General features: G+C 62.6%; 25 protein-coding genes. 11 read left to right on the forward strand and 14 right to left on the reverse strand.

What is annotated here, in order from left to right:
• A complete protein-coding gene (locus V8352_RS15160) occupies positions 1 to 444 on the reverse strand; it encodes an iron-sulfur cluster assembly scaffold protein (protein WP_336425138.1) in 444 nt (147 codons plus the stop codon).
• A gap of 65 nt (positions 445 to 509) precedes the next feature.
• On the opposite strand from V8352_RS15160, the gene hisI reads away from it, so the two are divergent.
• Positions 510 to 872, forward strand: coding sequence for a phosphoribosyl-AMP cyclohydrolase (gene hisI / locus V8352_RS15165; RefSeq protein ID WP_336425139.1), 363 nt, complete (start codon positions 510 to 512; stop codon positions 870 to 872).
• A 32-nt stretch (positions 873 to 904) separates the two neighbouring features.
• Here the strand turns inward: hisI and gluQRS are convergent, their stop codons facing one another.
• The gene (gene gluQRS / locus V8352_RS15170) at positions 905 to 1,789 is read right to left on the reverse strand and encodes a tRNA glutamyl-Q(34) synthetase GluQRS (protein ID WP_336425140.1); all 885 of its coding nucleotides are present in this window, start codon (positions 1,787 to 1,789) and stop codon (positions 905 to 907) included.
• Between the two features lie 46 nt (positions 1,790 to 1,835).
• The gene (gene trmFO, locus V8352_RS15175) at positions 1,836 to 3,182 is read right to left on the reverse strand and encodes a methylenetetrahydrofolate--tRNA-(uracil(54)-C(5))-methyltransferase (FADH(2)-oxidizing) TrmFO (RefSeq protein WP_336425141.1); all 1,347 of its coding nucleotides are present in this window, start codon (positions 3,180 to 3,182) and stop codon (positions 1,836 to 1,838) included.
• Positions 3,183 to 3,839: 657 nt separating this feature from the next.
• On the opposite strand from trmFO, the gene V8352_RS15180 reads away from it, so the two are divergent.
• The 4 genes from V8352_RS15180 (at position 3,840) to V8352_RS15195 (ending at position 7,633) form a co-directional block, all read left to right on the forward strand.
• Complete coding sequence (locus V8352_RS15180) at positions 3,840 to 4,271, forward strand: PaaI family thioesterase (RefSeq protein ID WP_336425142.1); 432 nt, start codon at positions 3,840 to 3,842, stop codon at positions 4,269 to 4,271.
• Positions 4,272 to 4,454: 183 nt separating this feature from the next.
• Positions 4,455 to 4,919, forward strand: a complete 465-nt coding sequence (gene rplM, locus V8352_RS15185) for a 50S ribosomal protein L13 (protein WP_336425143.1) — start codon at positions 4,455 to 4,457, stop codon at positions 4,917 to 4,919.
• The gene (gene rpsI, locus V8352_RS15190) at positions 4,919 to 5,404 is read left to right on the forward strand and encodes a 30S ribosomal protein S9 (RefSeq protein WP_336425144.1); all 486 of its coding nucleotides are present in this window, start codon (positions 4,919 to 4,921) and stop codon (positions 5,402 to 5,404) included. The genes rplM and rpsI overlap by 1 nt, the downstream gene beginning before the upstream one ends.
• 126 nt (positions 5,405 to 5,530) lie before the next feature.
• Positions 5,531 to 7,633: an acyltransferase family protein gene (locus V8352_RS15195; protein WP_336425145.1), complete on the forward strand. Its 2,103-nt coding sequence runs from the start codon at positions 5,531 to 5,533 to the stop codon at positions 7,631 to 7,633.
• On the opposite strand, the gene V8352_RS15200 is transcribed toward V8352_RS15195, so the two are convergent.
• From V8352_RS15200 to guaA, 6 genes are all read right to left on the reverse strand, one after another.
• Positions 7,618 to 8,244 carry a TetR/AcrR family transcriptional regulator gene (locus tag V8352_RS15200; RefSeq protein WP_336425146.1) on the reverse strand — a complete coding sequence of 209 codons (627 nt, stop codon included), beginning with the start codon at positions 8,242 to 8,244 and terminating at the stop codon, positions 7,618 to 7,620. The genes V8352_RS15195 and V8352_RS15200 overlap by 16 nt on opposite strands.
• Positions 8,237 to 9,130 (reverse strand): polyphosphate kinase 2, encoded by an 894-nt coding sequence (ppk2, locus tag V8352_RS15205; protein WP_336425147.1) that lies wholly within the window; start codon positions 9,128 to 9,130, stop codon positions 8,237 to 8,239. The genes V8352_RS15200 and ppk2 overlap by 8 nt, the downstream gene beginning before the upstream one ends.
• A gap of 72 nt (positions 9,131 to 9,202) precedes the next feature.
• The gene (locus tag V8352_RS15210; protein WP_336425148.1) at positions 9,203 to 10,087 is read right to left on the reverse strand and encodes an alpha/beta fold hydrolase; all 885 of its coding nucleotides are present in this window, start codon (positions 10,085 to 10,087) and stop codon (positions 9,203 to 9,205) included.
• A gap of 67 nt (positions 10,088 to 10,154) precedes the next feature.
• Positions 10,155 to 11,078, reverse strand: coding sequence for a homoserine O-succinyltransferase (locus V8352_RS15215; protein ID WP_336425149.1), 924 nt, complete (start codon positions 11,076 to 11,078; stop codon positions 10,155 to 10,157).
• A gap of 29 nt (positions 11,079 to 11,107) precedes the next feature.
• Positions 11,108 to 11,980, reverse strand: a complete 873-nt coding sequence (locus V8352_RS15220; RefSeq protein WP_336425150.1) for an ATPase — start codon at positions 11,978 to 11,980, stop codon at positions 11,108 to 11,110.
• Between the two features lie 54 nt (positions 11,981 to 12,034).
• Positions 12,035 to 13,597: a glutamine-hydrolyzing GMP synthase gene (guaA, locus tag V8352_RS15225; RefSeq protein WP_336425151.1), complete on the reverse strand. Its 1,563-nt coding sequence runs from the start codon at positions 13,595 to 13,597 to the stop codon at positions 12,035 to 12,037.
• Positions 13,598 to 13,784: 187 nt separating this feature from the next.
• On the opposite strand from guaA, the gene V8352_RS15230 reads away from it, so the two are divergent.
• Entirely contained in the window at positions 13,785 to 15,329 is a 1,545-nt protein-coding gene (locus tag V8352_RS15230) for a trimethylamine methyltransferase family protein (RefSeq protein WP_336425152.1), read from the forward strand.
• Positions 15,330 to 15,357: 28 nt separating this feature from the next.
• Here V8352_RS15230 and V8352_RS15235 read toward each other — a convergent pair whose 3' ends face one another.
• Complete coding sequence (locus V8352_RS15235; protein WP_336425153.1) at positions 15,358 to 15,648, reverse strand: DUF6477 family protein; 291 nt, start codon at positions 15,646 to 15,648, stop codon at positions 15,358 to 15,360.
• Between the two features lie 265 nt (positions 15,649 to 15,913).
• Between V8352_RS15235 and V8352_RS15240 the strand changes: the two genes are divergently transcribed.
• The gene (locus V8352_RS15240) at positions 15,914 to 17,014 is read left to right on the forward strand and encodes a DUF6456 domain-containing protein (RefSeq protein ID WP_336425154.1); all 1,101 of its coding nucleotides are present in this window, start codon (positions 15,914 to 15,916) and stop codon (positions 17,012 to 17,014) included.
• 10 nt (positions 17,015 to 17,024) lie between these two features.
• Here the strand turns inward: V8352_RS15240 and V8352_RS15245 are convergent, their stop codons facing one another.
• Positions 17,025 to 17,750, reverse strand: a complete 726-nt coding sequence (locus tag V8352_RS15245) for a VIT1/CCC1 transporter family protein (RefSeq protein WP_336425155.1) — start codon at positions 17,748 to 17,750, stop codon at positions 17,025 to 17,027.
• A 136-nt stretch (positions 17,751 to 17,886) separates the two neighbouring features.
• A complete protein-coding gene (katG, locus tag V8352_RS15250) occupies positions 17,887 to 20,073 on the reverse strand; it encodes a catalase/peroxidase HPI (protein ID WP_336425156.1) in 2,187 nt (728 codons plus the stop codon).
• Positions 20,074 to 20,236: 163 nt separating this feature from the next.
• Here katG and V8352_RS15255 point away from each other — a divergent pair, with 163 nt between their 5' ends.
• Together V8352_RS15255 and lipA are read left to right on the forward strand one after the other, a co-directional pair.
• On the forward strand, positions 20,237 to 21,157 hold the full coding sequence (locus V8352_RS15255; RefSeq protein WP_336425157.1) for a hydrogen peroxide-inducible genes activator: 921 nt from the start codon (positions 20,237 to 20,239) through the stop codon (positions 21,155 to 21,157).
• Between the two features lie 120 nt (positions 21,158 to 21,277).
• Positions 21,278 to 22,240, forward strand: coding sequence for a lipoyl synthase (lipA, locus tag V8352_RS15260; RefSeq protein ID WP_336425158.1), 963 nt, complete (start codon positions 21,278 to 21,280; stop codon positions 22,238 to 22,240).
• Here the strand turns inward: lipA and V8352_RS15265 are convergent.
• A complete protein-coding gene (locus V8352_RS15265) occupies positions 22,237 to 22,920 on the reverse strand; it encodes a TetR family transcriptional regulator C-terminal domain-containing protein (RefSeq protein WP_336425159.1) in 684 nt (227 codons plus the stop codon). The two genes, lipA and V8352_RS15265, sit on opposite strands and share 4 nt — an antisense overlap.
• A 261-nt stretch (positions 22,921 to 23,181) precedes the next feature.
• On the opposite strand from V8352_RS15265, the gene V8352_RS15270 reads away from it, so the two are divergent.
• Both V8352_RS15270 and V8352_RS15275 read left to right on the forward strand, forming a co-directional pair.
• Complete coding sequence (locus tag V8352_RS15270) at positions 23,182 to 24,573, forward strand: aminotransferase (RefSeq protein ID WP_336425160.1); 1,392 nt, start codon at positions 23,182 to 23,184, stop codon at positions 24,571 to 24,573.
• A 223-nt stretch (positions 24,574 to 24,796) separates the two neighbouring features.
• Positions 24,797 to 25,867: an extracellular solute-binding protein gene (locus V8352_RS15275; protein WP_336425161.1), complete on the forward strand. Its 1,071-nt coding sequence runs from the start codon at positions 24,797 to 24,799 to the stop codon at positions 25,865 to 25,867.
• A gap of 71 nt (positions 25,868 to 25,938) precedes the next feature.
• Here the strand turns inward: V8352_RS15275 and V8352_RS15280 are convergent, their stop codons facing one another.
• Entirely contained in the window at positions 25,939 to 26,304 is a 366-nt protein-coding gene (locus V8352_RS15280) for a hypothetical protein (protein ID WP_336425162.1), read from the reverse strand.
• Positions 26,305 to 26,477: the final 173 nt, after the last annotated feature.

Consider the following 26,477-nt stretch of genomic DNA (forward strand, 5'->3'; position numbering starts at 1 on the left):
TTACGCGTTGCAGGCAGTGTCGAGCGCCTCGACAGCAGCCTCGAGCGACAGCATGATCGACGCATGGCGGTTCTTGTATTCCTGCGCGGGGCGCAGCACATCAAGTCCGTCAAAGGGGGCAGCGGGCGGCGGGCCGTCCTCGGTCAACATACGCTGCAGCGCATCGCGCGCCTCGATGACCTGCTCGCGGCTGCACCCGACAATTGCGCCGCCCACGACGCTGGCCGCCGCCTGACCCAGCGCACATGCCTTGACGTCCTGCCCGTAGTCCGCAACCACGCCGTCCTTGCAGGTGATGTCCACGGTGATCGCCGATCCGCACAGGGGCGCGCGCCGCCGCACGGTGGCGCCGGGCGCCTCGAGCCGATGATGATGCGGGATATCGGCCGCCAATGCGAGGATGCGCTGAGAGTAGAGCTTGATCATATCGGTCTTGGCGGTCATGTCTGTGTCCTCATTTGGTGCCCCTTAGATAAGGCGGGCGCCGCCAGAAGCAAAAGGAAAAGCCGATGCCTTTCGATCCCGCCAGCCTGACCTACGATCCGCGCGGCCTGATCCCGGCGATTGCGCAGGATGCCGCGACGGGCGAGGTCCTGATGATGGCCTGGATGAACGCAGACGCGGTCGCGCAAACGCTGTCGACCGGGCGCGTCACCTATTGGTCGCGCTCGCGGCAGGCGTTTTGGATCAAGGGCGAGACATCGGGCCACACCCAGCGGTTGATAGAGATGCGTGTCGATTGCGACCGTGATTGCCTGCTGCTCAAGATCGAGCAGGTGGGGCCTGCCTGCCACACCAACCGGCGCAGTTGTTTTTACACAGTTGTCGAGGAGAGTGGCGAGACGGTGGTGATGGCGCCTGAACCCGGCTGAGGGATCTTGAGTATTTTTGCCAAGATGAAGCCTCATGATGGTGCGTGCGGCATGTCCAGCATTTCCCGTATCAGGGCCGGGGTGAGACCGTCCTGGCGATACCTGGAAATGGCGCGGGCATCATCGCGTTTTGCCAGACGCTTGCCTTCACCGTCACGGATCAGGCGATGGTGGTGGTAGACCGGTGTGGGCAGGTCAAGGAGGCGCTGGAGGATCACGTGGATCGTCGTCGCCTCGAAAAGATCTGCGCCGCGCGGCACCATGGTGACTGACTGGGCTGCATCGTCGAGCACGACCGACAGGTGATAGGATGTGCCCATGGCGCTGCGGGCGAGGGCGATATCGCCGATGCCCTGCCGGACCTGCTCCCAGTCGCTCTGGATGCGGCCCGTCTCGCCTTTGGGGCTGGCGCCGGTTTCGGTGAAGTGCGGTGGCGCGCCGATGGCGCGCTCTGCGGCGCGCATGTCGAGACGCAGCGCGGTATCGGCGGGCATCGGGCCTTTGGGCTGGGTGCCCGGAGCCGGCCGACATGTGCCGGGATAGACGATGCCATCGGGCCCGAGGAGGGGCGCGCCCTCTTGCGGGGCGCTGGCGGAGGCGGCGACATCGCGCCTCGTGCAAGTGCAAGGGTATAGGAGGCCGCGCTGCCAAAGGGTTTGCAGGGCGTCCGAGTAGGTCTGCATGCGATCTGACTGGCGCATCACGGGCGCGGGCCAGTTGAGGCCAAGCCACGCGAGGTCATTCAGGATCTGCGCTTCCCACTCGGGGCGGCTGCGGGTCTGGTCGATATCCTCGATCCGAAGCAGGAAAACACCGTCCTTCGACCTGGCCATGTCATGTGCGAGGAGCGCGGAGTAGGCATGACCGAGATGGAGCGGCCCGGTTGGAGAGGGGGCAAAGCGCGTGATGAATGTCATTTTATATCAGCCACTTTCGAGATCAAGCTGATGTGACGAAACGGCATCAGGCGGGCGCGCCGGTGAGCCATTCTTGCCAGGCGCTTTTCGCGCGGTCGGTATAGGCCTTGTAGCGGTCAGTGCGGCCGCGACGGCCGCCTTTGAGCCCCTCGACCGGGCGGAAAAGGCCAAAGTTGACGTTCATCGGCTGAAACGTCTTGGCCTCGGCGCCGCCGGTGATGTGGTGAATGAGCGCGCCCATGGCACTGTCCTGGGGCGGCGTCTTCATGGGCTGGCCCAGAATTTCCGAGGCGGCGAGACGACCGGCCAGAAGGCCCATGGCCGCGGATTCCACGTAGCCTTCGACGCCGGTGATCTGGCCGGCAAAGCGAACATGGGGATGCTTGCGCCAGCGCATCTGATCGTCGAGCAGCGTGGGCGAATTGAGGAACGTGTTGCGATGGATGCCGCCGAGGCGGGCAAAGCGCGCATTTTCGAGGCCGGGGATCATGCGCAGGACGTCGGCCTGCGCGCCGTATTTCATCTTGGTCTGGAATCCGACGATATTGTATAGCGTTCCCAATGCGTTATCTCGGCGCAACTGGACTACTGCCCAAGGCTTGATGTCTGGCTGATGGGGGTTCGTCAGGCCAACGGGTTTCATCGGGCCGTGGCGCAATGTCTCGCGGCCGCGCTCGGCCATAACCTCGATGGGCAGGCAGCCGTCGAAATAACCGGCTGTCTCGCCCTCGTGAAACTCGGTCTTGTCGGCGGCGAGCAGCGCGTCGATGAAGGCATCATATGTCTCGCGGTCCATCGGACAATTGAGATAGGCAGTGCGCTCGGCCTCCGTCTCGCCCTTGTCATAGCGCGATTGCATCCAGGCGCGGCTCATGTCGATGCTGTCATGGTGGATGATCGGCGCGATGGCGTCAAAAAAGGCGAGGGCATCAGCGCCGGTCTCCGTGGCGATGGCCTGGCCCAATCCGGCGGAGGTCAGCGGGCCGGTGGCGATGATCCAGCTGCCATCCTTGGGGATCTCGGTGATCTCGGCGTCCTGAACGGTGATGTTCGGATGGGCGCGCAGGGCCTCCGTTACCGAGGCGGCGAAAGGATCGCGGTCGACAGCGAGGGCGCCGCCAGCGGGCAGGCGATGCTTGTCCGCGGTCTGCATGATCAGGCCATTGGCCGCGCGCATTTCCCAGTGCAGGAGGCCCACGGCGTTCTGTTCGTCGTCGTCGGAGCGAAAGGAATTGGAGCAGACCATCTCGGCCAGATCGCCGGTACGATGGGCGAAGGTGGCCACGCGCGGGCGCATTTCATGAATGATGACCTGCACGCCCATGTTGGCGGCCTGCCATGCGGCCTCGGACCCGGCCATGCCGCCGCCGATGATATTGAGAACCTGTGTCATGCAGCGGCAGATAGTCCATCGCGGGCCTCATGGAAAGGGGCGAGGTTGGCGTGCTGATCTGCGGCATCAAAGCGCGCCTTGTCGCGCGGGCCGTTCTGTCACGCGGGACTGATGCGGCGCTGCCTGTTGCTGCGAGATACGCTGCAAGTAAAAACGCTTGATTTTGGGATTGGGAAGATCGGGTCACCGCGCCGTGCACATCGGGGGCCAGAGAGAGGCTGGCCTGGAGGGACGTGACGGCGGCTGCGGTGACCCAATATCTAAATTCAGCTTAGCTTCAAATAAAACTTTTGGAAAGAACATCTTGAGCGAATAGGGCGGAAAAATGGCGAGCGATCGGCCTCTGGTAGGGCGGCTTGGAAACATTTCGCACAGATGTATTAAGATTGCATTGAAGACGGAGACAAATTTCGAAGTGCTGAATGACCCCGCGCACGAATCGGGCTTTAATGTGACCAATCCGTGCCGCGCTTACCACGGGAACTGGCTGTGGCGTCCTGCCGCTGGGCATTTGCTCGGTGCACCAAGCCAGAGCAGGCACGCCGCACTTGTTGGGCGAGGCGCGTTCATCGCCGTCTTGTCGTTGGGCGCGGGATGGGTCAATCTCCGGCAAGATGCCCCCCGGTGAAGAGAGGGCAATGCAAGCCGGAGCACTGCATGTCGCCCAAGATGACCAAGGCCGAGTTGACAGCATTCATGACGCGTGAGTTTCCGCAGGTGGCCGATGACTTCATGATCGACGACCTGCGCGCGATGCATCTGACATTGCGCCTCCGGGTGGCCGAGCGTCATTTGCGCCCCGGTGGCACCGTGTCGGGGCCGGCAATCTTTGCGCTTGCGGATGTGGGGATGTATCTGGCGGTTTTGAGCATGATCGGCCCCCAGGCGCTGGCAGTGACCACGAATTGCAGCCTCGATTTCATGCGCAAGCCCGTCGCTGGCGCCGATCTGATCGCCGATGTGCGCCTGCTGAAGCTGGGCCGCGTTTTGGCGGTGGGCGACGTGCTTGTCCGGTCGGACGGGGCAGAGGCCCCAGCCGCGCGCGCCAATCTGACCTATTCGATCCCGCCATCCGAGGTGGAGCGCTGACAAGGTGCTTTTTCAGGCAAAGATATGGGGTATTATAATACCTAATTTTCAAACCATTGATTTACATATATAAATCAGACTAGACGCATGTTGACGCGGCGCAGCCCTACTATATAACCCGCCCATCACCAAAAGGGGCTGGCACGGCCTGCACCCGTTAAGGCAATCAAGGATTCTGCGGTCATGAAGACATTCTCAGCGACACCGGCGGATATCGACAAGAAATGGATCGTGATCGACGCAGACGGCGTCGTTCTGGGCCGTCTTGCCTCGGTTATCGCCATGCGCCTGCGCGGCAAGCACAAGGCGAGCTTTACCCCTCACATGGACATGGGCGACAACGTCATCGTCATCAACGCCGAAAAGGTCCAGTTGACCGGCAAGAAGCGTGACAAGCCCAACTACTGGCACACCGGCCATCCGGGCGGCATCAAGTCGCGGACCACCGGCGAGATCCTCGAGGGCAAATTCCCCGAGCGCGTCGTCATGCAGGCGGTCAAGCGCATGCTTCCGGGCAACCGCCTCAGCCGCACGCAGATGACCAATCTGCGCGTCTATGCCGGCGGCGATCACCCCCACGAGGCACAGGGCCCCGAGGTGCTGGACGTCAAGAACATGAACTCCAAGAACACGCGGGTGAACTACTGATGGCTGACGAAATCAACTCCCTCGAAGAACTGTCGGCTGTCGCAACCGGCACGACCAATGTTGAAGCGGCCGCGCCGCGCGAGCCCATCCGCGACGAGCTGGGCCGCTCCTATGCCACGGGCAAGCGCAAGGATGCGGTCGCCCGCGTCTGGATCAAGCCCGGTTCGGGCAAGGTCACCGTCAACGGCAAAGAGCTGAACGCCTATTTCGCGCGTCCCGTCTTGCAGATGATCCTGCGCCAGCCCTTCACGATCTCGGGCACCGAGGATCAGTTCGACGTGATGGCCACGGTTGTCGGTGGCGGTCTTTCGGGGCAGGCCGGTGCGGTCAAGCACGGCATCTCGAAGGCGCTGCAGCTCTACGATCCCAGCCTGCGCGGCGCACTCAAGGCGGCAGGCTTCCTGACCCGCGACAGCCGTGTTGTCGAGCGTAAGAAGTATGGCCGCCGCAAGGCCCGCCGCAGCTTCCAATTCTCCAAGCGCTAATTTGGGCCTTGGCGAGTAAGACATGCAAATGGGCGCGGCGGGATATCCGCCGCGCCCTTTATTTTGATTAACCATTTTTCTTCAAGAGCGCGCCGCAAGGGCCCGCCGCTCGACCCGAGACAAGTCATGCGATACCGACCCGAAATAGATGGCTTGCGTGCTGTTGCCGTCGTCCCGGTCATCCTCTTTCACGCCGGGTTTTCGGCCTTTGAAGGGGGCTATGTCGGTGTTGATGTATTTTTTGTCATCAGCGGCTATCTCATCACGACAATTCTGATTTCCGAGCGCGAGGCAGGCACCTATTCGCTGCTCGACTTTTACGAGCGGCGCGCGCGGCGCATCCTGCCCGCGCTTTTTCTGGTGCTATTGGTCACGATCCCCTTTGCCTGGCGTTGGTTGGCGCCGGACCCATTCGAGGATTATGCGCGCAGTCAGGCCTTCGCAGCGCTCTTCCTGTCGAACATCCATTTTCTGGAAAAATCGTCCTACTATGACATTGGCTCGGCCCTGCGCCCGCTTTTANAGGATTATGCGCGCAGTCAGGCCTTCGCAGCGCTCTTCCTGTCGAACATCCATTTTCTGGAAAAATCGTCCTACTATGACATTGGCTCGGCCCTGCGCCCGCTTTTACACACCTGGAGCCTTGCGGTCGAAGAGCAGTTCTATCTGCTCTTTCCCCTTGTCCTGCTGCCATTGGGCGCCTTCGCGCGCGGCAAATTCATGGTGGCTTTCCTCATTCTCTCGGCGCTGTCGCTGGCGGTCGCTGAATGGGGCTGGCGCAGCTATCCGGACGAAAATTTCTATTTCACCTTCTCGCGCCTGTGGGAGCTTCTGGCGGGGTCGATTTGCGCTGTGATCCTCTATGCGCGGCCGCAGTTGCGCAATAATGCGGCTGCACTGGCGGGTCTTTTGCTGATCATGTGGTCGGTCTTCAACTACACGGCCGCCACGCCGTTTCCGTCGGTCTATGCTTTGGTGCCCATCGTCGGAACTGCTCTGGTGATCCTCTATGCCGACACCGGCACTTGGGCGGCGCGCGCGCTGAGCGCTGCGCCGATGGTCTGGATCGGCCTCATCAGCTACAGCGCCTACCTGTGGCACCAGCCTCTTTTTGCCTTCGCGCGCATCCGCAGCATTGCCGAGCCGTCGCTTTGGGTGATGTCGGCGCTGTCGCTGGTTACGCTTGGTCTGGCTTGGTTGACCATGCGCTTTGTCGAGACGCCCTTTCGTCGCCGCCGCATCCTGCCGGGACGGCGCGCCCTTTTGTCGGTCAGTGCGATCAGTATCGTCACAATTTCTGCCTTAGGCTTTACCGGTGTTGCGACGGCTGGCTTTCCCGCGCGGCTGGGCCCCAGCGCGCCTGGATTTCTAAGCGACATGCGCGCGCAGTTGCTTGCCGACCGGCCTGCCACCCCTTGCATTGACGGCGGGGCTGGCAGCGATGAGGCGCTCTGCACCGTTTTTGGTGGCCCGTCCCGGGATGCGCCGCAGATTGCCCTGTTGGGTGACAGTCACGGGCAGGCGTTGTTGCCGGGGTTTGCAAGTCTGTCGCAGGTGCACGGTGTCGATGTGCAGGTGGCGGCACGCGGCGCCTGTCCCCCGCTCCTCGGGGTCTATCTTGCCAGGGGCGGCGATTATGCACGGGACTGCCATGACTTCGTGCGTCGGTCCGCCGAGGAGGTTGTTCAGGACGGCATTCAGACTGTCTATCTCGTCGCGCGCTGGAGCCTTTACACGACGGGCGAATATGCCGATGCCAGGTCGACCTTTGCGCTGGTCGAAACGCCCGGCGCTCAGCAGGTCAATCGCGCAGCGCGACTTGCCAATTTCGAGGCGGCGCTGGACCGGACGCTTGCATATTACGTGGCGGCGGGGGTGCGGGTGGTGCTGGTTGGTCAGGTGCCACTCCAGACTGTGATGGCGCAGACGATGATCGAGCAGGCGATGCTGATGCGCCTCGATTCCCCGCAGGCGGCCCAGAAATTCGAGGGAAGTTTTGTGCAGCGCGACATGGCCGAGGCGCTTGTGCAAGCTTCCGATGAGATCATCGGGCGCGTGGCCGCGCGCTACGGTGCGCAGGTGTTGACGCTTGCAGGGTCGTTTCAGCAGGGCAATGCCTTTGCGTGGATCCGGGACGGCGCCTCGCTTTATCGCGACACGAACCATGTGTCTGTCGCAGGCGCGCTATCGCTTTCGCCGCTCTTGTCGCGCAGCTATTTGGCGCCCTGATCGGGCGGGATGAGACCGAGGCCACGCAGGTAGATCCCGATTCCTGACTCCAGCAAATCTTCGGGCGCGTAGGGGCTGGCACTGCCCGGCGCGCCGCGCGCGAACAACTCGACCACGCCATGGCTCATCGCCCAGATATGGGCGGAAAACATCGTGGCGGGGGGGCGCTGCGCCTCGGGGATATGCTGGCACAACTGTGCGGCAGCCGCCTCCAACACGCGGCGGGCGGCCAGTGCTGCGGCAGCCAGTTCGGGCGTGCGATTGACGCTGATGCCGCTTTCGAACATGGCGATATAGTGGCCCGGATGCTTGCGGGCAAAGGCCAGATAGGCCCGGCCCGTCGCTTCGAAGGCGGCCAGCGCCGAAGGCTGACCATCTGCATAAGCATGGGTCATGAGCGCGCCGAACATCTCGTAGCCTTGCAGCGCGGCCTCGGCGATCAGATCCTCGCGCCCGCTGAAATGGCGATAAACGGCGGCGGGGGTCACGCCAGCGCGGGTTGCGGCCTCGGACAGGGTAAAGCCGGTCGGACCCTTGTCCTCGATCAGCGCCAGCGCCGCCTCGACCAGGGCCTGGCGGAGGTTGCCGTGGTGATACCCACGTTTACTCATGCGCAGAGGGCGCCGCACCATCCGACCACAGTTCGGGTCCACCGGTGATGCCGTTGTCGAATGGCCCTATGGCGTGCGTGTCCTTATTGTCATAGGGCACGGCGCTCAGCACTCTTCGGATGGCGGCCAGGCGAGCGCGGCGCTTGTCGTCGGCGCGAACGATTGTCCAAGGGGCGTGCGGGCTGTGTGTACGTGCCAGCGTCTCGGCGATTGCGTCTGAATACGCGTCCCACTTCTTGACGCCCTCGACGTCGATCCAGCTCAGCTTCCAATGCTTCAGCGGATCGCTCTCACGGTCGAGGAACCGGCGCAATTGCTCGGCCCGGCCCACGTTCAGCCAAAGCTTGATGACGATGATACCGTCCTGCACCAGCATATGCTCGAACGCGGGGGCCTGATCGAAAAAGAGGGCGCGCTCGGGCGGGGTGCAAAATCCGAACACATGCTCGACCACGCCGCGATTGTACCAGCTGCGGTCAAAGCACACGATTTCGCCTGCCGCTGGCAGGTGCGCGATATAGCGCTGAAAATACCACTGGGTCGCCTCGGTGTCGGAGGGCTTGGGCAGGGCTACCACGCGCGCGCCGCGCGGATTGAGGTTCTCGCGAAAGCGCTTGATGGTGCCGCCCTTGCCGGCGGCGTCGCGCCCTTCAAAGATAATGGCGATGCGCGCGCCTGTGGTCTTGGCCCAGGCCTGCATCTTGACCAGCTCGATCTGCATCAGGTCCAGGCGCGCCTCATAAGCCTTGCGGCCCATCCGCTCGGGGTAGGGAAAATCGGTGGCGAGGATATCATCCTTTTCCACGCGCCGGATCGCGTCACGGATCTGGGTGGGCGCGCCGGTCTGGAAAAAGGCGCTGATCGCGCCGTCGAAAGGAAGGCTCATAATGTAAAACTCCGGCTTCTCCGCACTATGCGGTCCATGCGGCCAAGGTGCAATCGGCTCGGCGGCCTTGTGCTAGAGCCCGGCGCGCGCGGCGGCGCGGTCGATGGCCTCCACGACGGCGTCTTCGGCCACGTGATGCACCATATGCCCGATCCCCGGCAAACGCGTGAGGACCGCGCCGTCGATCTGGTTTACCAGCTTTTCCGAGTGGATTTCGAGGCCAACGGTCGTGTCGGCGGTGCCGTGCAGGATCTCTGTCGGGGCGGTGATCTCGCCGTAGCGGGGCAGCAGTGCCTCGATCTCGCCCAAGAGGCTGGCGCGCTGATCGGCATTGGCGCGCAGCGACACGCGGCGCAGGGTCAGCGGCGCGGCAATCGCCTCGGCATAGCCCTCGGGTGCGTCCTGGGGTGCGAAAACCGCCTCCACCGATGAGATGACGACCGCGTTCGGCACGAAAGCGGTGATCAGCGGCACGACCAGCGCCTGTCCCCACCGCGATGACGTGACCTTGTAGAAGGTGCCAAGGCCGGTATCCCAAGGATTGGACGCGGCCGCGACCGGCACCAAGGCGGCCACCTCAGCGGGGTGTCGCGCAGCCCAGGCCAACGCAACAGCGCCGCCATAGCTTTGGCCGATGAGGATGGGGCGGGTGGCGCCCAGTTTTGCCGCGGCATCGCGCAAGAGGTCGGCCTGCTGCATGATGCTGGCGCCTGTGTCGTTGAGCCGCTGGGTATAGCCAAGGCCGGGCCGGTCGAAGACGATCACGCGATAGCGCTCCGCGAGGCGGGGGGCGAGGCTGAACGTCATGTCGCGGGTGTTGCCGCTGGCCCCGTGGATCAGCACCAAATCGGGGCCGGACCCCATGACGACGGCATGAACCTCAACGCCTCCGACATTCAGAATCTGGCCTTCGGGTGGATATTCGGTGACGGCGCGCCGTTCGCGCATATTTGCCATGATCTGAACGGCCGCGATGAGCACCGATATGAAAAGTGCTATGTATATCAAGGTCTTACGCATCCGGTCATATACCGATAGCGTCGATGTCGTAGGGCACCGTCTGGTAGATCATCGAGATCCAGTTGCCGTAGAGCAGATGCGCGTGACTGCGCCAACGATTGCGCGGGGCCAGCGCGGGATTATCGTCAGGATAGTAATTGCAGGGCACGTTGATGGGTTTGCCGCTGGCGATGTCGCGGTCATATTCCTGCTTGAGCGTGTCGCTGTCATACTCGAAATGATTGAAGACATAGAGCGCGCGATGCGCGGAATCCTCGACGAGGCAGGGCCCCACCTCGTCCGAATGCAGCAATGTTGTCAGGCCGGGCGCGGCGTCGATTTCGGCCTTTCGCATCTCGGTCCAGCGGCTGACCGGGATCACCATATCGTCGGAAAATCCTCGCAGGTAGGGCGAGGCGGGCTGCATGTTTTCATGCCGGAAGCAGCCGAACGCCTTGGCGGGCAGCATATGTTTGCGAACGCTGTGGAAGTGATTGATCATCGCCATGCCGCCCCAGCAGACACCGAAGGTCGAATGCACGTGGCCTTGGGTCCAGTCAAAAACGCGGATGAGTTCGTCCCAATAGGTCACGTGAGGGAACTCCAGATGCTCGATCGGCGCGCCGGTAATGATGAGGCCGTCGAATTTCTCGCCCGACGCCTCGACCTCGGCAAAGGAGCGATAGAAGCTCTCCATGTGATCGGCGGCGGTGTTGCGCGTCTGATGCTCGCTCATGCGGATCAGGCTCAGCTCGATCTGGATCGGCGTTGCCCCGATCAGACGCGCGAACTGGTTTTCCGTCTGTATTTTTTTCGGCATGAGGTTCAGCAGGCCGATGCGCAGGGGCCGGATGTCCTGAATGGCTGCCTGATCCTCGTCCATGACCATGACGCCTTCACGTGTGAGGACGTCAAAGGCTGGTAGGTTGGCAGGGATCTTGATGGGCATGGCTCGCGGCTCCGGTCTTCGGAAAGGTCTTAGTTAGGCGCGGATTCCTTACGCTCAAGGGCATCCGCGATCCGGTCATTGAAACTGTCGGCATCGGTGATCGCCTCGACGTCCCTTGGTGTCAGCGTGACACCCCAAGGTGCCATGGCCTCATAGCGGGGTTTGCGATGCGCCAGCGCGCGCGCATAGGTCCAGCGGATAAAACTGTCGGGATCAACATCAGCTTCTACACACTTGTTTTCACGCAAATATTCCTCCCATGCCTCGCTGAGGAATTCGGGCTGGTAGGCCATTGGCTTGGGCGCGCGGTCAAAGCGACGGATCAATTCGGCAGTGTGGGCCTCGGTGCCTTCAAGGTAGACCAGCAGGCAGTTGCGCGACAATTCGGTCAGCAGCAGATCGTCGGGATCGTTTCCATCCACCCATTCGCAGGTCGACCCGCCGGTGTCGCAGATGAAGTTTGGATAGCCATAGAGCTGCACGGCGCGTTCGATGAAATAGCCGGTGTCATTGAGTGCGGCGATCTCGGCACGGCGAAACTGCTCCTGCCGGGTGCGATACTGCTCGATGGGCATGCCGCCTCGTTCGATAGCGCCGGGCTTGCCCAGATAGGTCGAGACGGGGGCGAGATTGTTGAAGGTGATGTTCGAGCCGATATAGATCGAATCGGACAACAGCAGGTCGCGCAGGAACGGCACCTGCATCGCGTGTGCCTTGGCATTATCGGCAATCAGCTCGCCCATGTAGCGCGTGCCGATGCGGTAATCGATCGAGTAATGAAACCAGTTGCCCGCCGCGCGCAGCATGTTCGACAGATGTGTCTTGCCGAGGCCGGACATGCCGTAGAACAGCACATGTTTTGCAGGCGCGGCGCGCCAGGTTTCAGCGTCGGGATAGAGCATGACCTGCCTCATTGCCTTGAACGTCCTGGCTGGTGGGGGCGCCTCGTTATGACGCTATTCCCACTCGATCGTGCCGGGCGGTTTGCTGGTGATATCGTAGGTCACGCGGTTGATGCCGCGCACCTCGTTGATGATGCGGGTTGCCGTTTCGCCCAGAAAATCATGGGTGAAGGGATAGTAATCGGCGGTCATGCCATCGACCGAAGTGACGGCCCGCAGCGCGCAGGCGAAGTCATAGGTGCGCCCGTCGCCCATCACACCGACGGTGCGCACGGGCAGAATTGCGACGAACGCCTGCCAGATCTCGTCATACAGACCATGCCGGCGGATCTGGTCGATATAGACCGCATCTGCCTTGCGCAGGATCTCCAGCTTTTCGCGGGTGATCTCGCCGGGGCAGCGGATGGCGAGGCCGGGGCCGGGGAAGGGATGGCGTCCGATGAAACTGGCGGGCAGGCCCAGTTCCATGCCGAGGGCGCGCACCTCGTCCTTGAACAGCTCGCGCAGCGGCTCGATCAGCTTGAGCCCCATCTTTTCGGGCAGGCCGCCGACGTTGTGGTGCGACTTGATCGTGACCGAGGGACCACCCGAGAAGCTGACCGATTCGATGACATCGGGATAGAGCGTGCCCTGTGCCAGAAATTCGGCGCCCTCGATCTCGTTCGCATATTTCTGGAACACGTCGATAAAGAGGCGGCCAATGATCTTTCTTTTGGTTTCCGGGTCACTTACGCCGTCAAGCTCACCCAGAAACAGCTCTGCCTCATCTGCATGGATCAGCGGGATGTTGTAGTGATCGCGGAACATTGTGACCACTTCATCCGCCTCACCCTGACGCAAAAGGCCATGATCGACAAAGACGCAGGTCAGCTGGTCGCCGATCGCCTCGTGGATGAGGACGGCTGCGACGGACGAATCGACGCCGCCGGAGAGGCCACAGATCACCTGCCTGTCGCCCACCTGTTCGCGGATCAGGCGCACTGCCTCTTCGCGGTAGGCGGCCATCGTCCAGTCGCCGGTGAACCCTGCATCCTGGATAAAGTTCTGATAGAGCGTCTTGCCGTTCGGGGTGTGATGCACCTCGGGGTGAAACTGCACCGCATAAAAGCGGCGCTCAAGATCGGCGGTCACAGCAAAGGGTGCGCCGGGCGAGGTGCCGTAGATCTCGAAACCGGGGGCGATTGCGGCGACGTGGTCGCCATGGCTCATCCAGACCTGCTCGCGCTCTTCCAGGAACCAGCCCTTCAGAAGGTCGATGCGCGTCTGGGCCGGGGTGACATAGGCGCGGCCGAATTCGGCGGTGCCGTCGCCGCGTTCCACCTTGCCGCCCAGCATGTGCATCATCACCTGCTGGCCATAACAGATGCCAAGGACGGGAATGCCCATCTCGAAGACTTTCATCGGTGGCCGGGGCGAGCCTTCGTCCATGACGCTGGCCGGGCCGCCCGACAGGATGATCGCACGGGGCGCCATCTCATCCAGAAAGGCATCCGTCACCTTTTGGAACGGGTGGATTTCGCAATAGACATCAAGCTCGCGCAGGCGGCGCGCGATCAGCTGCGTCACCTGAGAGCCGAAGTCGATGATAAGAAGGCGTTCGTGATGTATTTCGGTCATGTCAGCCTAGTAGGACGCGGCGCGGATTTGCGCAAGAGGGCGGAGCGTTTGGATGCGCGGCGCGCTCATGTCGCTTTCCCCCCGCAAATGGCGCAAATCGGCGCAGTCGCGTCATTGCGCTGCGCTATGAGGGGCCATGAATTGGCCCCGGACACCGGGGCTTCACAGCATTGCGAAGGGACAGGTCATGTCAGAAGCAGTAGCCGGGCGGCGCGCGCGTGGGGGCGGAGGCGCCGCACGCCGCGCCGAGCGGACCGCCGTCAGCGTCGAAACCGCCAAGTTTATCGAGCGCAACATTCCGGTCTATGAAATGCTGAACGAGGAGGCGCTCGAAATTATCGAACGGAACGCCGAGACCGTGCTGGCCGAGATCGGCGTCAACGTAGTCGACAATCCCGCTGCACTGGACCGCTGGCGCGAAGCGGGCGCCGAGATCGAGGGCGAGCGCGTGCGCATTCCACGCGGCCTTGCCCGCCAGCTCTGCGCCACCGCGCCCAGCCGCTATACCCAGCATGCCCGCAATCCTGCGCGCAATGTCGAGATCGGCGGCAATACCCTCGTGACCGCGCCGGTCTATGGCCCGCCCTTCGTGCGCGACATGGAAGGCGGCCGGCGCTATGCGACGATGGAAGATTTCCGCAAGTTCGTGAAGCTGGGCTATATGTCCAAATGGCTGCATATGTCGGGTGGCACGGTCTGCGAGCCGACAGACATCCCCGTGAACAAGCGCCACCTCGACATGCTCTATGCGCATATGACCCTGTCGGACAAGCCGTTCATGGGCTCTGTCACCGAGGCCAGCCGGGCGCAGGACAGCGTCGATATGTGCGGCATCCTGTTTGGTGAGCAGTTCGTTCAGGAAAACACGGTGATGACCTCCCTCATCAACGTGAACTCGCCGCTGACCTTCGACGACGTCATGATGGGCGCGCTTGAGGTCTATGCGAAAAACAATCAGGCCTGCATCATCTCGCCCTTCATCGTGGGCGGCGCGATGGCGCCCGTTTCGGTCGTGGGCACGCTGACGCAAGTCCTGGCCGAAGTTATGGCGGGCGTTGCCTACAGCCAGCTGGTGCGCCCCGGCGCGCCGGTGATCTTTGGCGCGTTCGTCACCTCGATCGACATGAACTCGGGCGCGCCGACCTTTGGCACCCCGGAGGCGAGCCACATTCTATATGGTGCAGGCCAGCTCGCGCGGCGGATGAACCTGCCGTTCCGCTCGGGCGGGGCGCTCTGTGGCTCCAAGCTGCCCGATGCGCAGGCGGCCTACGAATCGGCGCACACCTTGAACGCGGTGCTGATGGGCGGCGTAAACTTCATGCTGCACAGCTGTGGCTGGCTTGAAGGGGGGCTTGTCGCGGGATTTGAAAAATTCGTGATGGATGCCGATCAGCTGGGCGTCCTGCACAACATGGCGCGCGGCGTTCAATACGATGAGAACGGGCAGGCAATGGATGCGCTCCGCGAGGTCGGCCCCGGCGGGCACTTCCTAGGCTGCGCGCATACGCAAAAGAACTTCAAGGACGCGTTCTGGCGCACCGAGTTGCTGGACTACAAGCCGTTCGAGACATGGGACGAGGAAGGCGCACGCGATACCATGACGCTTGCCAACCTGCGCATGCACCGGATGCTGGACACCTACCAGCAGCCTATTCTGGACCAGAGCATCACGGAAGCTCTGGATGACTTCGTGGCCAAAAAGAAGGCGTCGATGCCAGACGCCTTCATGTAGGATCACACCAGACCCACGCGGCCAGATTTCAGGCCGCGTGGGCGCTGCGCAAGATCCGCGCCTCGCCCATCATGGCGATCAGGATCTCGACATGGCGCGTGGCCGAATAGCCGCCCGTGCCGATCTGTCGCTGTTCGTTCAGCGCCTCTTCCATCTCAACCAGACGGGCCAGCGCCGCTGCACTGCGCGGCAGCGCGCCATATCCGAAATGGCGGCGCAGATGCGCGTCGCGCCGGTATTCCGCCGCGCCGATCCGTGCTGCACGGATCAAGAGGCGGGGGCGGCGCAGGCTGTCGAGGGCTTTGAGGACATCGTGCATGGAAGGGCTCTCCGATCTGAAAATGTGGCCTTTTCATGGCACAACCATGGCGGGTGTTGCGCAAAGCCCGGAGTCAGCGCTCGCTCCGCTTCCCGTTTGTTTACGCATTTGCAACCAATGTTTCCAAACAGTTTACAATTAACGAACCGGTAATTTTTTCTCGCATAGGTTGCAAACAAGGACGTGGATAAGTCTGTGGATAACCAGCGACTCGCACAGAGGGACCTCTGCGATAACGCTGCGAAGGGGCAAAAGAAGGGTTTATATGTTGGTTAGGGCAACGGAGGACATCGGCGCGCGTAGCGTGCCGTCATGGGTGCCGCATGGGGCAAAGCTATATCTTGCCCATACCGAGCAGGGATCGTCGATCCGTGCGCTGGCGCGGCAACATGGCTGTCACGCTTCGACAGTGCTGCGCCGCATCCGCCAATACGAGACCCGCCGAGACGATCCAATGGTGGATGAGGCGCTGCGGCGCCTTGGCTGCCGCATTGCTACGCGAGATGAGACCGGTCCCCTCGAACAGGAGACTGCCATGAGTGTTCAACCCAAAGCCGAAGCCATCGACATAGGCGAAGTGACCGAAGCGCAACTGATGGCCGAGGCGGGGCGCATCCTGCGCCGTCTGGCCGAAGCGGGGGCCGTTCTGGCCGTTGCCGCGCAAATGGAAAAGGCTGTCGTCGTGCGCGCCGATGGTGCGTCGGACCCGACGCGTACCGCCGTCGTCGATCGCGCGGTGGCCGAGGCCATGGCGCTGAAAGGGTGGATCGCTTGCGACGTGCCGGGGCGCCTTGCCCGTTATCATATCACCAAGGCGGGCCGCGCGGCCTTGGGCGGATTGCTGGCCAAGGACGAAAACCGCGCCTCGGGCTTTGCCGATGCGCAGGCGTCCTTTGCGGGCCGCGCTGAGACCGCGCCGCGCCGCCTGCGCTATTCGGCGAATGAAAGCCCGCTTCTGGCGCTGGCGCGGCGACGTGACCGGGACGGCACGCGCTTCATCCCCGAGGATCTGGTGCGCGCTGGCGAGCGTCTGCGCGAGGATTTCGAGCTCAGCCAGATGGGGCCGCGCGTCACTCAGGACTGGAGCCGATTTCTGACCACGCCCGGCGGGGGTGGTAGCGCGGGCGGTGGCCACGCGCGCGGCTTCGAGGCGGCACGCCGCCGCGTCGAGGGGGCCTTGCATGATCTTGGCCCGGGGCTGGGTGATATCGCGCTGCGCTGCTGCTGTCATCTGGAGGGGCTGGAGCGCGCGGAAAAGCGGATGGGATGGTCCGCGCGTTCGGGCAAGATCGTGCTGCGCATCGCGCTGCAAAGGCTCAAGCGTCACTATGAGGGCTTGGGCGAGGCAGGCGGCATGATCGGCTGATCTTGCCGCATCAGCCGCTCACGACGGCCCCGACGACAAAAGCCACGAGCGCGCAGACGGCGCCGACCAGCACCGTCTCGCCCACCGTGCGCAGCAGCCGCTCGCCCGTGGCGCTCCAGCGGACGATGCCAAGTGCGACCAGCGCCGAGCCGGTGGTGCTGACCGACAGCCAGAAGGTTTGCGGCGTGGGTTCAAATATGAAGTAAGGGATCAGAGGCACGCAGCCAAAGACCACGAACGACAGGAAAGTCATCAGCCCCGAAATGGCGGGGCTGTCCTCATCAGGGTCCATCATGCCGAATTCGTAGGTCATCATCAGATCTGCCATCAGGTCGGGGTGGCGCGCGACGATTGTCGTCAGCGTATCGGCTTCGCCGGCCGGAACCCCTCGCTGGCGCAGAATTTCGAACAGTTCCATGCGCTCTTGTTCGGGATCCTCGGTGATTTCGACCATCTCGCTGGCGCGGCGGTTGCGATAGAGGTCATGCTGCGAGCGGAGCGACAAAAACTCGCCAAGACCCATGCTGACCGCGTCGGCAAACAGGTTGGCGAGTCCGAAGACCAGCACCGCGACGCCGCCGATCTGCGCCACGCCGTCGGCCTGCGCCCCGGCAAAGCCCGCAACGATGGCAAAGGTGGTGACGATCCCGTCATTGCCGCCATAGACGATCTGCTTGAGAAACTCCTGCGTCCGCCCCAGGGCGTGCGCCTCGCGGCGATGCTCTTGCCAGTCCATTTTGTCCCGCCTTGCTGATTGTGCAAAGTTTACGAGCTGCCAAGGGCCGGGTCCACCCGCGCCCTAGAGATCAGGCCAAAGAAAAAGCGGGCCCCGAACGAGGCCCGCTTTCCCAAGTTTTGCTATTTGCCCCGGATCAGTGCAGATCGAAGCGGTCGGCCTCCATCACCTTGGTCCATGCGGCGACGAAGTCGCGCACGAAACGCGGGCCTGCATCGTCCTGCGCATAGACCTCGGCAACGCTGCGCAGTTGCGAGTTGGAGCCAAAGACCAGATCGGCACGTGTGCCGGTCCAGCGGACCTCGCCGGTCTTGCGGTCGGTTGCCTCGAAGGCGTCCTGATCCTCATCGGTGGATTTCCACTCGATGTTCATGTCCAGCAGGTTGACGAAAAAGTCATTCGTCAGCTGGCCGGGGCGATCCGTCAGCACGCCGTCCTTGGAGCTACCCACATTGGCATCGAGGGCGCGCATTCCGCCGACCAGCACGGCCATCTCGGGGCTGTTGAGGCCCAAGAGCTGTGCGCGGTCGATCAGCAGATGCTCGGCCTTGACGCTATACTTCTGCTTTTGGAAGCTGCGGAAGCCGTCAACGACCGGCTCGAGAACTTCGAAGCTTTCCGCATCGGTCTGCTCGGCGCTGGCATCCGTGCGCCCCGGTGTGAAGGGCACCTCCACCTGGTGGCCGGCATCCGCCGCGGCCTTCTCGACGGCGCAAGTGCCACCCAGGACGATCAGATCGGCGATGGACACCTTCTTGGACCCGGACTTGGCCTCGAAATCGGATTTGATCGCCTCCAGCTTGTCCAGAACCTTTGCCAGGCGCGCCGGCTCGTTCGCGGCCCAATCTTTCTGCGGGGCAAGGCGGATGCGGGCACCATTGGCACCGCCGCGATTGTCCGACCCACGGAACGTCGAGGCCGAGGCCCAAGCGGTAAAGACCAGATCGCTGATCGACAGGCCGCTGTCCAGAATTGCCGCCTTGAGCGTCTTGATGTCCGCCGCGTCGATCGTGTCGTAGTCGGCTGCGGGGATCGGATCTTGCCAGATCAGATCCTCGGCGGGCACGTCCTTGCCCAGATAGCGCGACTTCGGACCCATGTCGCGGTGGGTAAGCTTGAACCACGCGCGGGCAAAGGCATCGGCATACGCCTCGGGATCCTTGTGGAAACGGCGCGAGATCTTTTCGTATTCGGCGTCGAAGCGCATCGCGAGGTCGGCGGTTGTCATCATCGGCGGATGCATCTTGTCCGGATCATGCGCGTCGACGACCATGTGCTCGGGCTTGGGGTCGCGCGGCGTCCACTGCTGCGCGCCGGCGGGGCTCTTGGTCAGTACCCACTCGTTGTCGAAGAGCACATCAAAATATCCCATGTCCCATGTCGTCGGCTTGGGCTTCCAAGCACCCTCGATGCCGGACGTCAGGGTATGTGCGCCGATGCCGGTTTCGTGGCTGTTCTTCCAGCCAAAGCCCATGTCGGCAAGATCGCCGCCCTCAGGCTCGGGGCCCTGATAGATCGGATCGTTCGCGCCATGCGCCTTGCCGAAGGTGTGGCCGCCCGCGACCAGCGCGACGGTTTCCTCGTCGTTGACGCCCATGCGGGTGAACGTCTGGCGGATGTCATAGCCCGATGCGACCGGGTCGGGGTTGCCGTCCGGCCCCTCGGGGTTGACGTAGATCAGGCCCATCTGGACGGCGGCGAGGGGGTTATCCATCTCGCGCTCGCCGTAATAACGGCTGTTGTCGGTGTCCGACGTGGCCAGCCACTCGGTCTCGGCGCCCCAATACACGTCCTCTTCGGGCGCATAGATGTCGGCGCGGCCGCCACCAAAGCCAAAGACGGGGCCGCCCATGGATTCGATCGCGACATTGCCGGCCAGAATCATCAGGTCGGCCCAGCTGAGGTTGTCGCCGTACTTCTTCTTGATCGGCCACAGTAGACGACGCGCCTTGTCGAGGTTGCCGTTGTCAGGCCAGCTGTTGAGCGGGGCAAAGCGCTGGTTGCCGGTATTCGAGCCGCCGCGCCCGTCGGCGGTGCGGTAGGTGCCCGCCGAATGCCATGCCATGCGGATGAAGAGGGGGCCATAGTGACCATAATCCGCCGGCCACCAGTCTTGGCTGTCGGTCATCAGCGCATGCAGGTCGGCCTTGACCGCATCGAGGTCCAGCTTCTTGAATGCTTCGGCGTAGTTGAAGTCGCGGCCCATGGGATCGGGGCTGCGGCCATGCTGGTGAAGCACGTTCACCGGCAGCTGGTCGGGCCACCAGTCGCGATTGGTACGCTTTTTCTTGGCGGTGACGGGGCATTGCATATTGCCGTCCATGGTAGAACTCCTTGAATCGCGCGGGGCCATAAGCCCGGCGCCTTTGGTGATGGCGTGATTCCATTGGCACGAAGGACCGTCTGGAATCGTTCTAGGTTGAACATGATCGGTTGCAGTCATAAATGCAAATTACAGTTTCTTCTTGTTGTGATAGGTTTTCATTATGAGCATCACGCTACGCCAGCTTGCCTATTTTCGGGCCTTGGCCGAGCACTGCCACTTTGGCCGCGCGGCTGCTGCGGTCTCGGTTTCGCAGCCCGCGCTGTCGGTTCAGATCCGCGAGCTGGAGGGCGCGCTGGGCCAGCCCCTGGTCGAGCGGCGGGCGCGCGATGTGGTTCTGACGCCCTTTGGCCGGATGATGCTGTCTCATGCCGAGGCGGTGGGTGAGGGGATGCGCGCGCTGGAGGATGCGGCGCGCTGGCATGGTGGCGTGCCGTCGCGTCTGCGCCTCGGTCTGATCCCGACGCTTGCGCCCTATCTCTTGCCCGGCGTTCTGGAAGGGCTGCGCAGCGGCGACATCTCGCTGGATGTGCAGGTGCAGGAGGCGCGAACCGACCGCTTGCTCGAGGATTTGCTGGCCGGGCGGCTGGATGCCGCTGTGATGGCGCTGCCGGTCGATACAGCGGGCTTGGTGGCCCAACATCTCTTTGACGATCGTTTCCTGCTGGCGGGCAGCGCCGCGCGGCTGGAGGCCTTGCAAAGCGCGGCGCGGACGCTGCGCCCCGATGATCTTGGCACCGAGCAACTGCTGTTGCTGGAGGACGGGCATTGCCTGACCGATCAGGCGCTGGAGGCATGCCGCCGGGGCAGGGGCCATGCGCAGATCGACATGGGGGCCTCATCGCTGGCCACGCTCACACGGCTGGTTGCCGCCGGATTCGGGCTGACTCTCATGCCCGAATTGGCGGCCGAAGCCGAGACGCGCAGCGCGCCGGGCATGCGCCTTGTCCGCTTTGCCGCGCCCGAGCCGAGGCGCAGCATCTGTCTGGTGCGCCGCGCCTCGACGGCGGGCGAGGGGTGGTTTGCGCAACTGTCGAACGTGCTGACCGAAGTGGGCACCGCCATCACTGCGGCTGCGCGGTAAGCCGGCCTGCAGCTCAAGTGGCGAGACGCCGCAGGATTGCGGCCCGGCTGCGCTGGCAACTGCCCGCTGCCGTGACTATAGTAGAGGGCAACTGACCACACCATTCGCGGGGACCAATTCGTGCGTGATCTGAAAATTCCAAGCCAGCGCCATCCCGAGAAGGCGCGCCGCTTCGACAATGCCCAGCCAAAGAAACCTGATTGGATCCGCGTCAAGGCGCCGGGCGGCAAGGGCTATGCCGATACAGCGCGCATCATGCGCGAGCACAAGCTGACCACCGTCTGCGAAGAGGCGGGATGCCCAAACGTGGGCGAATGCTGGTCCCAGGGGCACGCGACGATGATGATCATGGGCGAGGTCTGCACCCGCGCCTGCACGTTCTGCAACATCGCAACCGGCAAGCCGCCCGAGGAGCTGGACGTGTTCGAGCCGGGCCGTGTCGCCGATGCGGTGCAGAAACTGGGACTGAACCATGTGGTCATCACGTCCGTCGACCGTGACGATGTCGAGGATGGCGGGTCCGAGCATTTTGCCCAGACCATCCGCGCCATCCGCCACCGCAGCCCCGGCACCACGATCGAGATCCTGACGCCCGATTTCCTGCATTGCGATCCCTCGGTCCTGCAAACGGTCGTGGATGCCAAGCCCGACGTCTTCAACCACAACCTCGAAACGGTGCCCGGCCTCTACCCGTCGGTGCGCCCCGGCGCGCGGTATTTTCACTCCCTGCGGCTGTTGCAGCGCGTGAAGGAGATGGACCCCGAAATCTTTACCAAATCCGGCATCATGGTCGGCCTTGGAGAAGAGCGCGCATCGGTGCATCAGGTGATGGACGACATGCGCGCCGCCGACATCGACTTCCTGACCATCGGCCAATATCTGCAACCGACGCCCAAGCACCATGTGCTGGATCGTTTTGTCACGCCGGATGAGTTCAAGGCCTACGAAAAGGCGGCCTTTGGCAAAGGCTTTCTGATGGTTTCGGCGACACCGCTGACACGGTCGTCCTACCATGCGGGCGATGATTTCGCGCGCCTGCGCGAGGCGCGCCTCGCGCAGCTGGCCAAGGCGGCGGGCGCCTAGCGCGGGCCGGCAGCGCGCCTTGCCGGGCGCGCCAGTTCCGGCACGTCCGCGATGTGTGGAACGAGGCGCGCAACCATTTGCAGCGTCTCGTTCAGGCACGCATCGGCATCATAGATTCCGGGCAAGACGTGCAGCCGCTGCCAGTATCCATCAGAAAACGTGTCGATCCATTCGGCAACGCGGCGAATCTCATCCTCGGGCGCGTCCTCCATAAGTGCGGCGCATTCTGTGCGGATCGCCTCGTTGCGCGCCGTGTCGAACTGGGCTGAAATGGCTGCGTAGTCAGGCGTGAATTTCTGCTCGCCCCAAAAGGCGAACCAGATCGACAAAGCCTCGGGATTGCAGATTACGGGGTCGAAATCGGCACGGATAAGTGCGATCAGGCGGTCGCGCGGATCGTGCCCGGCGTCCTCCAGAGCGCGCTCCCAAGTCTGCTGATAGCGGTGGTAATGATCGCGCAGCGCCTCGGTCAGAAGGCCCGCCTTCGACTTGAAGTAAAACACCGCGACACCTTGAGATAACCCCGCTTGCGTCGCCACTGTCGCCAGCGTCGTCCGCGCAAGGCCGTTTTCCGCGATCGACCGCCATGTCGCATCCAGCAGCTGCTGGCGCCGTTTGTCGGCGTTGGCCTTGCGCTCTTTGCGTTCCTTGGGCGGGGTGGGGGACGGATCGTCGATCATCGGGCGCATCTTTCTTCTGGTGGTCTTATTTCTTAAAGCGTTTCGCGAAAAACCGAAATCACAGAGTTTCGCGAAACGCAGCGCGACATCAAGGCGTTGCACGCGTTTCGCCTTTCGCTGATGTCTCAGGTTAAAGGCGAAACGCTTTAGATGTCCGTTTCTGAGCATACCATAGAAAATATATTTATTTGAGCGCTCAAAAAAAGTTTATTTCAAGCGTAGATGTGATAGCCTGCCCCTAATTCAAGAGGAGCAAGACCCATGACGACCACACCCGCCGTTCGTGCAAGAGACCGTGATACCAACCAGCCCGCGACCACGGATCTGCACGGCTGGGATCGCACGCACCAGTTGCACCCTTGGGCTGCGATGGACGACTGGCGCGGCTACGATCACATGATGGTCGACACGGCCAAGGGCATTTACCTGTGGGATGCGACCGGGAAACGATTCATCGACGGGCCGGGGGGCATGTGGTGCGTCCAGATCGGCTATGGCCGCCGCGAGATGGCCGATGCCATCGCGTCCCAAGTCATGACTTTGCCCTATACCTCGCCCTGGACCACGGTGACCGAGCCTTCGGCACAACTGGCGAAAAAGCTGGCCGATATGGCGCCGGGTGATCTGAATAACGTGTTCTTCACCACCGGCGGCTCGACAGCGGTCGATACCGCCATTCGCACGATGCATTTCCTGAACAATCAGCTTGGGCGCCCGGACAAGAAGATCGTGATCGCCCGCGAAAAGGGCTATCATGGCTCGACCTATCTGGCCTCTTCCGTCACGGGCAAAGAGCGCGACAAGAGCCGCTTTGACGTCGAGGCGCGGCTGGTCCGGTTTCTGCCGGACGTCAATCCCTATCGCCGCGCCGAGGGGCAGAGCGTCGAGGATTGGTGCGACGAGAAGGTGGCAGATCTGGAGAACATGATCGCCGACGTGGGCGCCGAGAACATCGGGGCCTTCATCGCCGAGCCGATCCTATGCTCGGGCGGCGTCATCATCCCGCCCGAGGGCTATCACAAGCGCACGCTCGAAATCTGCCGGGCGCATGATATCCTTTATATCTCGGACGAGGTCGTCACCGGTTTTGGCCGCCTCGGGCATTGGTTCGCCTCCGAGGAGGTCTTTGGCATCACGCCCGATATCATCACCTGTGCCAAGGGTCTGACATCGGGTTACCTGCCCCTCGGGGCGTGCATCATTTCGGATGCGGTGATGGAGCGGATGACCGACCCCGACGATGCTGTCCTCTTTGCCAATGGCTATACCTATTCGGCGCATCCGGTTTGCTGCGCCGCTGCGTTGAAGAACATCGAAATTCTGGAGGACGAGAAAATCCTGGAGCATGTGCGGCAGATTGCGCCGCATTTTCAGGCCCGCCTTCAGGCGCTGCGGCGGTTCGATATCGTTGGCGATGTGCGCGGCATGGGCCTTCTGGGCTGCATCGAGGGCGGCGCGCGCACGCTCGCGGGCGAGCGGCGTCTGGGCGCAATGCTGGACGAGGTCTGCGAAGAGATGGGGCTGCTTGTGCGCCCGCTGATCAATATGGCCGTGTTTTCCCCGCCCCTCATCATCACCAAGGCCGAGATCGACGAGATGTTCGATATTCTGGAGCGTGCGCTGGAAGAAGTGGAGCGCAGATTGAATGAATGAGTTCTGTGGCGTCTGCACGCAAGATAATGAAATGTAATGAAAAAAAGGGTTTCATCTCAATAGCTGAGCACTCGAAGAAAAAAGACATGCCGCGCCGTGATCTTGCGAGTCTCTGAGGGGCAACACGCACGATCACGGCAGGTCACTAGGATCAAGTCACCAACCAAGGCACGGGGGCGCAGGCTGCGCCCGAAAGATGCCACCAACAACAAGGAGAAATCATATGTTTGCTTACCGAAATCTGGCGCTGGCCGTCTCATCTGCCGCTCTGGTCGCGGCAGGGGGCGCGGCGCTGGCCGATGACGCCGAGCTTGTCGTCTTTGACTGGGCTGGCTACGAGGATCCCGGATTCTTCCAAGCATATATCGAAGAGCATGGCGGCGCGCCCACCTACGCCTTCTTTGGCGACGAGGAAGAGGCCTTTCAGAAACTGCGCGCGGGCTTTCAGGCTGATGTGTCGCACCCATGCTCGCAATCGGTGCCCAAATGGATGGACGCGGATCTGCTTGCGCCGATCGACACCTCGCGGATCGACCGCTGGGACGATCTCGAGCCCGGCTTTCGCGACATCGAAGCGTATATGAAGGATGGCGAGCATTACTTCGTGCCTGTCGATTGGGGCAACACGGCGTTGATCTACAACACTGATGTTCTGAGCGAGGAGGATGTGCAATCGCTTCAGGTGTTCGTCGACCCGGAGCATGAGGGCCGGATCTCCATCGGTGACAATGTCGATGATGCCTATGCGCTCGCCTTCCTCGCCACGGGGGTCAGGGACTGGACCAAGGCCACGGATGAGGATTTTCAGGCGGCGTCCGACTGGCTGCGCAAACTGCACACGAATGTGCGCACCTATTGGACGGATGGCGCATCCTTGCGTCAGCTGATGCAGAGCGGCGAGGTGTACCTCACCTGGGCCTGGAACGAGACGTATGCCACCATGAGCGGCGAGGGCCATCCCATCGCGCTGAAGCGCGACACCGACGAGGGCGCATCAAGCTGGGTCTGCGGCTATACGCGCCTGACCAGCGCCACCGAAGAGTCCGAAGACAAGTTCTATGACTTCATCAACGCATGGCTCGAGCCGGGTTCGGCTGAATACATCGTGACGCAGTGGGGCTACGGCCATTCGAATGTCGCCGCGATGGCTGACATCTCCGAAGAGACGCTGAGCTCGGTCGGCCTGACGGTCAGCGAAGATTTGCGCGCCAACACCCTTTGGCAGGCGCCGACATCATCCGAGTTGCGCGAAAAGATGATCGCCGAGTTCGAGCTGATCAAAGCCGGCTTCTAAGGCGGCTGCGCAGAACATGAAAAGGCGGGCCGCGCGGCCCGCCTTTTTTCATGTCCGAGGCTGATTGTTTTTCAGGCTGGCTTTTGTGCGCGAATGTGATGCGGGCAATGCTCGCCCGTCTCCAGCACGCCGATCATGGCGCGCCATGTGACGATGGAATGGTCGATGAACTCGGCCCCATGGGCAGCGGCCAGTGCATCGCGGCGTGTCTCCAGCAGCGACAGCTCGCCTCTCGCAACCTCCAGATACCAGGCATTGCGGTTGGTCAGGGTGATGTTGACAAATCCCGCCGCCTCCAGCGCCGCGCGGTAGCGCGCGGGCGAGGCCATCTGGAAATCCAGATCTTCCAGCGCGAGATATGCCGCCATCTGGTCCGTCGGCGTATCACCGGCAATCATCCAGTCCGAGGCCGCGAACCAGCCTCCCGGCGCCAACACGCGCGCGGCCTCGCGGGCGAGGAATTCCTTGTCCGGGATGTGGATGATCGAATCCTTGGAAAAGACCGGCTTCTTCGCGGTTTGTGTGGGTGTGCGGGTCTCCGGTCAGTTCACGACCACACCAGATGTTGTGTCGTAGGGTGACGCGGGCAGGTGCTTGAGCCGACCGGCGA

This window comes from Roseovarius sp. D0-M9 (genome assembly GCF_037083805.1).
Taxonomy (GTDB): Bacteria; Pseudomonadota; Alphaproteobacteria; order Rhodobacterales; family Rhodobacteraceae; genus Roseovarius.